Raw genomic sequence first — 12,297 nt, 5'->3', positions numbered from 1 at the left:
AAGCTCATATACTCTGGAATAAATTTCTTTATAGGCGGAGGTGGTTTAGGTCCACCTTCTGTAATTTTTTCGATAAATCCAGCTAACCATAAAATATACTCACCTTCTGAATTATGAGGAGGAATCAAACTCACATCTATTTTTACTTTACATTCATCTAATTGTTTACTAAACAATTCAACAAAATCAATAAAATTATATTTTAATTTAAATTTTGTTCCCTTAATTTCTCTGCGTATACATGTCATAAGTAAGTTCATATTTTCAATACAGTCATGTGAAAACAATTCCTCATCTTTAATTTTGTTATAAATATTTTCCGCAAACATGAGATACTGTGTCATTTCAGCAGCTCCTCATTTTTATAAAGTATTTTTCTTAAGGTAGTCCTATTATAACAATGTTGCAACAAGAAATTTTCCATTTTTAGTTTAAGGAAATTTTAAAAATTATAAAAACGATTATATTCAATAAATTAGTACAAATAAAAGCTATGGAAGTTTGATCTTTCTATTGAGCTTTAAAATGGATTATTGTGTTTAAATCATCAATTTAAAAAGCTTGCCTAGTAGGCAAGCTCCCCCTTTTTTTGATATTTGCGCTGATCAATAAGGTTTAGTGTTACTTAAAGCAACACACTGATAATACTGAAATATTTAAAAATAAAAAAGCCCACTTCCTATTTTTATTCAGAAATGGGCTTAGCGAAAAAAAACGCTTAGACCTGAAATAGGAAATATCTATTCGGAAATATCTCCAACTTCATATTGGCATAATATTTAAGCACTAGCAATAGGGATTGAATTAAAAATATTAAATATTCATATTTAAATAGATAAAGATTTCTTTTTAAATAGTTTTATTTTTAGCCTACATAATTTTTTTACTTATCAAGAGTTATAAAGAATATGTGCCCATCAATAGGTAATACTTAATAAGGTCTTATGTGTAGTAACCATTAGGCTCTAGAGACTAAGAACTCAAACTGACTAAAAATAAAATAATTAATTTTCAATATCAATGATCATATACTGCAAAGTTAAGTATATTCCAACTTCTCCATTGTTGAGTGCCTCATATAAGTCTTCATCAACGAAATCTCCAGATTCATCATATAGCCATTTATGAATTTGAATAATTTGTATATTCCCTTTTTTGTCTATTCTTGCTATTGGGTCTATTACGGACCGAACTATCACCTTCTTCTTCGTCTCAACATCAAGCAATGTGATAATTGTCATTTTAAAATCCTTATAAATATCCTGTATAACAACTACGCTCAATCAATAAAGATTTTTATATTTAAATTACTCAAATAGCAATCTTTTCAATCTAAAAAATAAATAAAAAACACTTTAATAGTATGTGCCTATTAGAAAAGGTACCTTAAATATTCTACTAGCAATAAAAAACCGCTTTAAGGGCGGTTCATATTATTCATCAATCTGATCATGCAGTTTTTTGATAAACTCTATAAGCTTTTCTTTACTTGCATCATTAATTGCAACTAAACCAGTACTTGCTGCATTATTTAAAACCGCTACTGTTATATCGCTTTTCGCTTTGATTTTCGCACTTTCAACCACCGCATCATATTCAATATTATTCATTACCATTTGTTAGTTTCTCATTTTATAAAGTGAGAGACATTAATAATATGAAATCAGCAACTATTCAAGCACCTACTTAAGATCATCAGGCGTTTCCAAATAACACCCGTTTTTATTACAGAAAGCATGAATGTCGTTTAAGTATTCGGTTAATTGAACTGTACTTGCGTCTGTAGTGCTCATTAGCTCACATAGGCCACTTGCTACATCTTGGTAGAGAGGATGCTTAGAATCTTTCAACTCTCGTACAGCCTTGAATGTTTTCTTGTATTGGCCAACGTCATCGCAATCATAGATTTTTGCTAAGAAGTTTTTCTTAAAGAACAGATGCTCGTAATCTTTATCTTTACCTTGACGTTTAGCCCATTGATTAAGCCACATCCAGTACAAACGGTTTTGAGCCTTCGAACGATCTTTCTCTTGTGGTGCGATCAATACAACTAACGGCTTCCCTTCATTCGCTGCCTTAGCATGATTCACATTAAGAAAGTTAGTTACTGGTGAAATGTCGCAATAAAAAACCACCCGTGGGTGGCTTGATTTTTTTTTGATAAATTAATCAACAGCTCAAAAATGGGTAACTGTCAGATCGAGTTTGGACTACAACACTTTAGCTCATCGATTTACCAAAGCGCTAATCTTCACACTATTGTTTAAAATCCAGTAATCAAACTGTGATGCTAAAACTTTTAAATTCCCCTTTTTAAGCTGCTTAGGCTATTTTAACCAAAGTTCATCTTCTTGCATGATTTTTAACATTAAATTAAATATAACCAGTAGAGTAACATTTTTTTTATTATGGCCAACAACTCTTTGAAAACTAAATTTAACTGTTCTCTCAAGCACTTCCAGATTGACTGGATAATTCTGTTTGTCTAAATTTAGGTGATCTCCAATAATTGGCTCTATACCAGCAATAAAATTAGCAATTTGTTGCTCATCATCTTTCTTTATGCATTGAAAATGTAGAAAGTTTTTACGTAATTTTCCAAATAATAATAATACCTTAAGTGCATTGACCACGTTCAACTCTTTAGGTATATCTTTCCCCTTATCATGTTGGTTATGCAAATCAAGGAGAGGAATTATTTCATCAGAACGTTTCAGTTTCTTAGCTTTGTCGTAAAGCTCATCAAACCAACCCCCATCTAAATTTTTATTACTAACATATTTCGTTTTTAAATTAAAATTTTTGGGGTCCATCCATTTAGTGCTCATAAATTGACATCGCTGCATCCATTCTTGTGCTTGAATATCTTCGCTTGAACGGCCATCTCTTAAACTTATCAAACGTTGAAAAGGCGTCAGAGTACTCTTCTCGATACTAAACTTCTTTTCTTGTCGACCAGCAATCATAACTGGCTGTGTTTGCTGATAAGAGTTAAACCATTTCTGCTGCTGAGTATAACGATTTAAGTTTATGTACTCTGTACTTGAATTCACTGGACCAAAACACTGTTCTAGGACTTTTTTTGAAATGATACACGGCGAATTGTAAATTCGATCGACTGCTAATAAATCCAAAACATGAAGATAATTTGAAGCCGTTTGTTCAATACTGCTATGCCCCATCCAAGAGGCAAGCACCTGCCATTTATGTTGAATAATCTCTTCATGAGCACGTGCTTTAACACCAAACAATAAATCACGCATCTTTTTTGCTTTTACCCAAGGACAATCTGTATATGTTTTAATCATTTCTTTTGAGCCCAGCAAAGTTATTGCTAGATAGTTAGCAGCACTGTGGCGCAACGTATGAAAACTAAAGCCATGATGCATACCTAATATTTGGTTAAACAACTCTACTGTAATTTTACTGATACATTGATCAGTTAATACACGATGATTAACACTAAAAAGTAGATCATCCTGCTGATTAAACAAATATTGTTCATAACGATGTTGTATGTAATGTTGTACTACTAAAAACTCATGTTCTGACAAGGCAATTTTCAATGGTATTTGACGATTTGCACTTTGCGTTTTCAGACGGCGATATGAGTTGTTCTGAATATGAAGCGTGATATTATTAAAAGCTGTATTTTCTTTTTCTTTATAAAGTAACTCTGGGCAAATAATATCTTGTATTTTAAGACAACGAACTTCATTTAATCGGAGTCCAGTTCTATAACTCAGTAAATACATCAGCTTTAAACAACTCAGATGATCGACCCACTCTGATGCCGTTGGCTCTTGACTTAAATGTTCTAGTTTTTCCAATAGCTTGCCAAATAACAAAGGGCTTACTAGGCGTGCATTGCAAATTTGTAAATGTTTAAAACTTGAATTCTGTAACACCAATACCTCTGGTGCATTAAAATTATCTATACAAAATTGATGAAAATCTTTTAGGCGACCAAAACGGTATTCTGCTGTTTGGTGCATCTTACGAGAGGTTTTTCCTTTAACAGCTTCACGTTGAGTTGCTTGTGCATCTCGTTCACTGCTATATTTCAACAACTGTCGATATAAATCTTCATAATCATCAATGGATTGTTGCTTTAAATCCAATTTATTAAGCCAAATTTCAAATATAAATTCTTTAGCAAATGATCCTAAGTAGCTTTCAATAGTTGATAATTGAAGCCCTCTTTTTTTTAAATGCACTAACCAGTGAATTAAGCGTAATTGGGCTTCAATTAAAGACTTTTCTTCCGTATTTGCATCACGCATCTTCTCCTCTAACACCCTTCTGATTTCTTGCCAAAAACGTAGCGTGCGTTCTTCTTTATTCCTCTTTTTATCTAAGCGCTCAACTTTTTGACCTTTACGTTTCTTTTGATCAAACAACATCAACTCATACGGAATCGTTTGTAATTTGCTTTGAGCTGTCAGAACTTCAGGATGTAACTGCTCTTGTTCAAAATGAATAGGGCTATTCTCTAGTTCCATGACTTGATTACGTTCATTACTCCATAGCAATCTAAATTCGGATGGCCGTAAGGCGACAGTATTAATCTCTTGCTGAAGTACATTACTTAAAAATATATCTAGGCTAAGGTTTGGATTAAATTCAAGTACCATTTGCACATCATTAAATGCACGAAATCCACGGCGTTTAATTTGATATTGCAGATCGCCCAAACTTTTGTTTCGTCCCATGCGACTCAAGCTTTCCAGAATACAATCTTCAATTGATTGTTGCAGACGATATTCTTTATGAGTAGCTTTCAACTTTTTTAAATATTGCAAGATGAACTGAGCATATGAGTTAAAAAAAACATGCTTCCATTGGTACAACTTTCTCTGTTCTACATCGTTGCCATATTGAGAGTTTTCAACACGATAATGTAGTAACAATGGATTAGTGATTTTTTTGTAGTCCGAATGGTATAACCGAAAACAATTCAGATCTGTACCAAGCTCAACGGCCTCCTGCAATTGCTGCTGAATAGCAACCAGATGCTGTTCATCTGCACAGCCTGAAATATATATAAAACTTAAGCATAAATCCCCCCACAAATATTTAGGGTCATCCCAATATCCAAGTGAATCTTTCCAATATGCTTTCAAAGCGTTGAGTACCTGGGCATGTAACTGCCCTTGTTTTAACCGTGACTCCGTACTCTCAATTTTTCTAGGCAGTACGATCCGTTTAGTATGTGGATTTAGCCTAATTCTGTATGATTTTTTATCTACATTCTGGTTGAATTGCCTTCTTCTTTTATTAAATTCATCTTCAGTAAATTGCATCAGTTTAGATTGTTCATCTCGGCTCAATTTTTGACTCAAACAATCAATACTATCTTTAATGTCATGCCATTTTTCGGCGATCTGCTGATCAAGTTTTTGCTGCATGTCTTGCGTCAATACTTCAGGTAAAGAAGGCTGTCTTTCTTGCGACTTTTTCACCAATTTCTGAATATCAACAAATAGACCGTCTAGTTGTGGTTTTATTAGTTCTTTGATTTTTTGCATACAACTATTTTCGCTCTAAGTGTTTAATCGATAAAGATTTGACATTATCTTGCAATTGCTGGCGGGCTTGCTGTACATAGACATTCGGAATAAGTGAAGAATACGGATGAAAAGCCTCTCGGTCACGTTGGTCATGACCATAAAGAGCCTGAATTAAATGGAATGCTAAAGCAGTTTTTTTTTCTTCTTTTTCTTCTGCATACATCAAAAAATTCATATCAAAATGACGTAACCAATTCGAATACATATTCTTTGGAAAGATTCCTTCCATATATAAATTTACCCAGTTTCGAGATAAAGGGATTAACTTAACTTTCCTGCTCTGCCACTCTTTGACAGTTATCGGCAAGATATCTTTACTATCAATGACCTTTCCGAATAAGTCATTGAGCGCAATTTTTTTCTTTGCAAATACTTGTTTTAAAAGTGGGCTATACAGTTCAATTATTTGTTTTAAAAATACAGTGTAATTTTGCAGTGCTTTTAAGAAGAAATCGGATAGCGGGATAAATCGTCCATCCTTTCTTACCTTGCTATTCTTTTTATCGTTTACATATAGAATTTTAAGCTCAAAACAATAATCTTCCAAATTCCCCAACAGATTTTTATTAGGCCGTCTGGCCATGCTTAGCAAGCTAACATGCCACATCCAACACGCGTATGCATTCAATTGATTAATGATATGTTGATCTTTTTGAATATTTTCTTGGCAATGTCTATGTAAAAAAGCAAATTGCTCTTTCACAAAACTGGGTTCAAGTGCCAGTTGACTCCCTACCCTCCCTTTAGATGCAGATTGCACTTTGAATTGTTGTTGTAATATTTTGAGTTCAGCCGTGTCTTCTGTAAGTTCCTTAGAATGTGGTGTAAGTGCTGATTCTAAAAAAGCTAAATAGCTGCTATCAAGCTGAGCTTTGGGAAGTCCTCCGTAATAAATACCTGGCACATCATGCTTGATATCCCGCCTCGCAATCACATGAGTAAGATATTCATTATAGGTTTCATAATATATATGAAAATATAATTGGGCCTGAAGTTTTTCAACGGTGATAGTACCCACAAACTGATTAGCAAACCACTTCTTAAGTTCGGAATTAATATCTCCTGAAGAGATCTTTGGATTCGATGCTTGTTCTATGTAGTCAAACCATGCCGCCGGTAGATGTAGTTGGTGAGTCATCTCTTCATTCCAACGCACAGGCTTTAAACTCTTAATTTTCTGCTCGGTAACTTTCAAATTTAAATTAAGTAAATATTCCCGTCGTTTTCTTGAACCATTCTGGATCAAAACACCATCTTGTATGAGCTCGTTAAAATCCATCAGTGCTATGGGAGATAATCCAGTCAAAAGTGACAATAAACATGCGGCAGCGATTGCAGCATTATCCCAGTCCGCATTTAACTCAGTTCTCAACACATAAACAATTTGCTTCAGTACATCTGGTGCTAAATAATGAGGATTTGTAATAAATGGCACATGACGGCGTTGGCGATGCCGCGTGTAATACGCAGTATAATCACTAATTAAATGATTAAAATTTTTAGTTTTTTCATCTTCTGAGTATAATTCTACTTCAATGTCCAATAACTCAATTTCACCATCTTCATCTTTGTGAAGAGAGGCATCATAAAAACTGATCTTTGCGTTATGTCCGATATCTTCATACTTACCAGATTTTATTTCACGAAATTTTTTGAGTTCAATTTTAGTTGGCCATTTCAAAACTTTGCTTTTTTTTGACTTACGCTGACGATGAACAACACGACGATCATCAAGTCTTTTAAAAATTATTAATAGAGCCGATAAATACTCTATGACTTGTACTTTTTTGAAATTTTTAATATTAAAAAGTTGATTACGATCCTCTTTTTTCAAATTACGTTCGTACGTGACATAACAATTTAGCAGCTTACTACATTCATGAAATAATTCAGCATTATTAGAATCCAGCACATATCGTGAGACATAGCGTAGGAGGTCACAAACATGTTTTTGCTTATTCTCAGCTTTAGCAATTTTTGCAAATTCTTGATACTGCCGATATGTTAAAAAACTCGCTTGTAGAATCAAATAACGTTGCGATGACAGCTCTTGTGTATTACTAGTATCTGGACATGCAAAATAACTTAAAGAAGCTAGAAAATAATATTTACCTAATTGTCTAGAGCTAGATATATAGCCATATATCTGTTGCGCTTCCTTATATAGAGCGTGGGCTTTTTCACGTAAATCATCTGATAGATCGACAAATTGTGTATTCACAACATCATCATGTAATAGACAATAATCTTGTTTAAATTTTTCTGCTAAATCTAAGAATTGCTCTTCTGTTTTAATCTTTGGCATATTCGCTTTCGCTTAATTTTTTATCAAATTGCATTGGTTAAATTCATTACGATCTGAACAATTTTGTAAAAGTTGATCTTTGATTGGACTTTTTGTCAGCTTAAAAAATCTAGCAAAAAATTTAGCATCTAGCTCTTTCTGAGCTTTTCTCTCAAAGCATAAGTGTTGCTGTGATTTTTCGATAAAATCATCAAGATTATGTATCAACTGTAAGATTGCAACATAATTAGAATGTACACGTAAGCATGGCTCCGTTTGCATTAATAGCAATATTTTTTGCCAAATTTTCACATAGATTATTTTGAACTTTGCTTGTACTACTACTTTCTGACTCTGTTTAATCTTTTTGATTTTCAGTAGTTCTGAGTTAATTTTTACTATCTTAAATTGAACATTTTGTCGCTCAAAGCAAAAGGGCATGATAAATTGCCCCATAAATATCTCTATATTTTTTACTAAGTAGTCAAATTTTAACATTTTTATCGATATAAAAAATGAGCATATCTTTTTATATGAAAATACATTTAATCTATCAACTAAATTTTCTCAAAATTACAATTATCAACAAATACATATGGTTTACTTATCATGGGTCGCCTAAATTTTAAAAATTCTTCCACTTTTTTTTAGTTTTCTGTTATTACATGAAACAATACCGTTGTATTACATTTTGAAATGCTTTGTATGCAGCATTGATCAAAAAGATTCTCTGCTATACTTACTTCACGTGTAGCATCAATGGAGTTTCGAATTGCTCAGAACCACTGAACAGAAAAAAATATATTCAAGCGACACGTGTGCAAAACTATCAAGCCAGCCTAAAGCTTGAAGGCATTACAACGACAGCTCAAACAACTCAACAAAGTAAAGCTGAAATCTTGCAAAAATATAAGAAGTATTCGCAACCCGAAACGTTAGTCAGGTACATGTATGGGGAAATGGGTGACAGCCTGTATTGTTACCCTGGCACAAATATCCTAAAGAACAAACTCAATATTCGTGATGAACAAATTTTAGAACAAGCTGAACTAGCACTGTCTGGATTGGCAAGTAACTTAATTGAATATGCTGAACCACCTTACGACTTACAATACTTAAAAATTAATTCATGCGCAGCTCTCTGGCGACTTATACGACTGGGCAGGAAAGTTAAGACAAATCGTATTTCCAAAGGTGACACCCGTTTTTGTAATTTTTTCCCGTATTGAAATTGAAACCAATAAATTACTTAAATCAATTCAAGAAAAAAAAGTACTTTCAAGGCTTAGCACCGCAACAACTAATTCCTCAACTTGCCGACTTGTATTGTGAGCTTAATGTCATACACCCATTCCGTGAAGGTAATGGACGTACACAACGGATTTTCTTTGAGCATCTGATTGCTCATTGTGGTTATGGTATTGATTGGTCTCGCATTGACTCTCAACAACAATGGATTCAAGCCAATATTGAAGGTTTTTATGGTAATTTAAATCCATTAATTCAGATTTTTGAAATATACTTTATTCAAAATACCTAAAATTTAAGTAGTCAGAGCCCACAATCCTTAATGAGCCATCATCTTTGCTTCAATCCACTGATTAATTTCCCAAATAAACCAACAAACACGATTCTTAAAAATCTTAATACTCTTCGGGTAATTTAGGATCGTAATATGCAGATTACTTATCCAGAATTGAATAGATCGTTAACTTAGATAGACCTTTAAGCAATGTAACTTGCCGCATTTTTATCAACATATGTCTCAAAAAAGTTCGCCTATACATAAATTTATGGTGTTTAGTGATTAATCAATGTCTGATGACCTGAATGGATGTTACAGATTACATGCAAGTGAATTGATCTATGGCTATTTTATGGCTTTTGTGTAATCCAATCGATTTGATCCGAATGTTCTCTTTTGCAATAAAGCAGCCTCTTCTGCTTTTCTTGAACCAACGAACAATGCCATTGATTTGATTCAATTGGCAACGGTGATGCTGAATCACATCTCCAAAGAAGGGATTAAATGCAAGAAATGTGGTAAGAAAAAATAGGGGATGGAAGTTATTATCCGTCTAATTGGAACCAGCCCATGAGTGGAGATCAGTTGAGTAAGTATCATTTTAAGTGAATAAGAGAAGGATGGCTCACCTCACTTCTCCAAATAACAACGCTATACTTTTCAACCCAGGTTAGATATTGGCAACTACATTTCATTCTTCATCATGCTGGTCTTATAGCATGTAGACAATCACTACATCATTTGCATTCAATGCTCAATACAGCCTGTCAGCAGAACCGCAGCGATATTTTTTCCTGCATACATGTAGTGTTTAAATCCATTCATTTTTCAATGATCCCCTACCGTTTATCACATTTATGGTCGATCTTTAACCTTGTGAAAAATGCACATACCGATATCTTCAAACTGTCAAATTTATGGATACATGACATATAAAGAAATTATCCGATCAATTTTTTAGATAAAACTCATCAAGAAAAAAGTTATTATTGTTCATAACTTCACTAACAACCACATAAAAACAATAATTTAATAAATTATTCTTCCAATTTTTTTAGATTTAGTGTTATTACCCTAAATCCATGCTTAGCTCATTCTATTACATAAATGATTTAGAAGTATCCACGATATAAATTGCTTGTCCCCACACCTCTGCCCCTCTCATGCCCAAAAAATTTACACTAAAAGGCAGATTAAGCCCGTACGAGTTACATATCGCCGCATGCTATGTTGAAAGCATTTAAGAAAAAATCCTCAATATTTATAAGATTTTTAAAATATGAACTACTTTTCGAAGAACCCTTTCTAAGTAATGTGACCAAAAAGGAAAAATGAAAATACTGAGATTTCCTTATCAACAATCAGTCAAAGTACATCCTGATAACCGATACCCAAGGACCATACCTACCTTCCGAAGTGCTGTGCAACAAAGCCCTCCTCAACCACACTATAGCTATAAATTAATTCCATTATTTTGTGGTTTAATTAAATTATTAAAGTTTAAGACCCAATTTAATAGATTTATATTTCACTAAACCCGAAGAAGTCGTGACGCTTTTAGGTGAGCGTTTACGTAAGCAACGACTCTTTTTGGAGATGTCTCAAGCTGAGGTTTGAACCGTACCGGGTTTGTCGGAGAGTCAATATTCTGAGAGACTATCCCGATGACAAAATTAAAATATACCCCTGAAATCAGAGAAAGAGCGGTTCAATTATTGATTGAATCTGAAAAAGATTATCCATCGAATTGGGCTGCGATCACCGCTATTGCTCCCAAGATAGGTTGTAGTCCTGAAACACTACGTGTTTGGTATCAAAAATATTTAGATAAACAAAATCCAGTTAAAGTACAGCAGCTTTCAGATCAAGAACGTATTAAACAACTCGAACGTGAAAATAAAGAACTGCAACGCGCCAATGAGATTCTACGTAAAGCAGCCGCTTTTTTCGCCCAGGCGGAGCTCGACCGCCCACACAAATAATGGTGGATTTTATCCATAATAATAAACAGCTGTACGGAGTCGAGGCGATTTGTAGAATTTTACCGATCGCACCTTCAACCTATTACCGGACTTTAGATCTCACAGTAAATCCAGAACATCGAGCGAAACGAGATTTACATGACTTGCATCATGCTGAGGAGATCAAGCGAATTTGGAAAGAAAGTTCAGGTCGATACGGTGTGCGTAAGGTCTGGCAACAACTGAAACGTGAAGGCTATGTGATTGCACGTTGTACAGTTGCTCGATTGATGCAGAAGCTAGGTATACAAGGTGTTTGGCGTGGTAAGAATAAACAAACTACCCGTAGCCGAGATGACCAAAAACGGGCAGATGATTTAGTGAAACGTAATTTTAGTGCTGATCATCCAAACCAACTATGGGTCGGTGACTTTACGTATATTCAAACTCATTCAGGCTGGGTCTATACCGCCTTTATTATTGATGTGTTTTCACGAGCAATTGTTGGATGGAAAGTATCTACACGGATGAATACAGATATGGTGCTCGATGCATTGGAGCAAGCATTGCATGATCGAGGCATGCCAAAGAATGTGATTCATCATTCCGACAGAGGTGTGCAATATCTTTCCATTCGCTATACCAATCGTTTAGAAGCAGCAAATTTACGAGCATCAGTCGGTACGACAGGCGATTCATACGATAATGCTTTGGCTGAAACGGTGAATGGCTTATACAAAACATAGGTGATTGAATATCTAAAAGCAGTTTGGCAAGGTTTAGCAGATGTACAACTTGCGACACTAAACTGGGTAGATTGGTTCAATAAAAAGCGTGTACACAGTGCACTGGGTTATGTATCGCCTTTTGAGTTTGAAGCAATGTACTATGATAAGATTAACCCGTTAGGTCAGGTGGCCTAACTTAAATAAAAAAGTCTCCGACAAACCCGGTACG

Annotated in this window: 7 protein-coding genes, 4 pseudogenes and 1 other annotated feature; of the genes and pseudogenes, 4 read left to right on the top strand and 7 right to left on the bottom strand. The window is 34.3% G+C overall.

The window, feature by feature from the left end; genetic code table 11:
* From MKL36_RS15985 to MKL36_RS15955, 7 genes are all read right to left on the bottom strand, one after another.
* Positions 1 to 344, bottom strand: a 344-nt coding sequence (locus tag MKL36_RS15985; protein WP_044119310.1) for a hypothetical protein, incomplete at its 3' end; no start/stop codon positions are given.
* 660 nt (positions 345 to 1,004) lie between these two features.
* Positions 1,005 to 1,241 carry a hypothetical protein gene (locus tag MKL36_RS15980; RefSeq protein ID WP_000152660.1) on the bottom strand — a complete coding sequence of 79 codons (237 nt, stop codon included), beginning with the start codon at positions 1,239 to 1,241 and terminating at the stop codon, positions 1,005 to 1,007.
* A 192-nt stretch (positions 1,242 to 1,433) separates the two neighbouring features.
* Positions 1,434 to 1,616, bottom strand: coding sequence for a hypothetical protein (locus MKL36_RS15975; RefSeq protein ID WP_004795942.1), 183 nt, complete (start codon positions 1,614 to 1,616; stop codon positions 1,434 to 1,436).
* A 66-nt stretch (positions 1,617 to 1,682) separates the two neighbouring features.
* Positions 1,683 to 2,135, bottom strand: coding sequence for a hypothetical protein (locus MKL36_RS15970; protein WP_005071567.1), 453 nt, complete (start codon positions 2,133 to 2,135; stop codon positions 1,683 to 1,685).
* Positions 2,136 to 2,327: 192 nt separating this feature from the next.
* A complete protein-coding gene (locus MKL36_RS15965; protein WP_016653387.1) occupies positions 2,328 to 5,528 on the bottom strand; it encodes a site-specific integrase in 3,201 nt (1,066 codons plus the stop codon).
* 4 nt (positions 5,529 to 5,532) lie between these two features.
* On the bottom strand, positions 5,533 to 7,875 hold the full coding sequence (locus MKL36_RS15960) for a hypothetical protein (RefSeq protein WP_005130152.1): 2,343 nt from the start codon (positions 7,873 to 7,875) through the stop codon (positions 5,533 to 5,535).
* A gap of 12 nt (positions 7,876 to 7,887) precedes the next feature.
* Positions 7,888 to 8,352 carry a hypothetical protein gene (locus MKL36_RS15955; protein ID WP_170318196.1) on the bottom strand — a complete coding sequence of 155 codons (465 nt, stop codon included), beginning with the start codon at positions 8,350 to 8,352 and terminating at the stop codon, positions 7,888 to 7,890.
* 274 nt (positions 8,353 to 8,626) lie between these two features.
* On the opposite strand from MKL36_RS15955, the pseudogene MKL36_RS15950 reads away from it, so the two are divergent.
* The 4 pseudogenes from MKL36_RS15950 to MKL36_RS15935 form a co-directional block, all read left to right on the top strand.
* Positions 8,627 to 8,789: pseudogene (locus MKL36_RS15950) on the top strand (YhfG family protein); the annotation flags it as partial.
* Positions 8,790 to 8,801: 12 nt separating this feature from the next.
* Positions 8,802 to 9,394: pseudogene (locus tag MKL36_RS15945) on the top strand (putative adenosine monophosphate-protein transferase Fic).
* Positions 9,395 to 10,894: 1,500 nt separating this feature from the next.
* A pseudogene (locus tag MKL36_RS15940) lies at positions 10,895 to 10,993 on the top strand (XRE family transcriptional regulator); the annotation flags it as partial.
* Between the two features lie 50 nt (positions 10,994 to 11,043).
* Positions 11,044 to 12,263 (top strand): annotated as a pseudogene (locus MKL36_RS15935) (IS3 family transposase).
* Positions 11,319 to 11,435: a sequence feature (AL1L pseudoknot), on the top strand. Its footprint overlaps the pseudogene before it by 117 nt.
* Positions 12,264 to 12,297 lie beyond the last annotated feature (34 nt).

It is taken from the genome of Acinetobacter sp. AOR12_HL (assembly GCF_027855275.1).
GTDB classification, from domain to species: Bacteria; Pseudomonadota; Gammaproteobacteria; order Pseudomonadales; family Moraxellaceae; genus Acinetobacter; species Acinetobacter baumannii.
This window is presented reverse-complemented; position numbering and strand designations above follow the sequence as displayed.

What these genes read in the sequence shown, in the direction of transcription:
- MKL36_RS15980 (WP_000152660.1), bottom strand. Translation starts at nt 1,241, where the DNA reads ATGACAATTATCACATTGCTTGATGTTGAGACGAAGAAGAAGGTGATA.
- MKL36_RS15975 (WP_004795942.1), bottom strand. Translation starts at nt 1,616, where the DNA reads ATGGTAATGAATAATATTGAATATGATGCGGTGGTTGAAAGTGCGAAA.
- MKL36_RS15965 (WP_016653387.1), bottom strand. Translation starts at nt 5,528, where the DNA reads ATGCAAAAAATCAAAGAACTAATAAAACCACAACTAGACGGTCTATTT.
- MKL36_RS15960 (WP_005130152.1), bottom strand. Translation starts at nt 7,875, where the DNA reads ATGCCAAAGATTAAAACAGAAGAGCAATTCTTAGATTTAGCAGAAAAA.
- MKL36_RS15955 (WP_170318196.1), bottom strand. Translation starts at nt 8,352, where the DNA reads ATGTTAAAATTTGACTACTTAGTAAAAAATATAGAGATATTTATGGGG.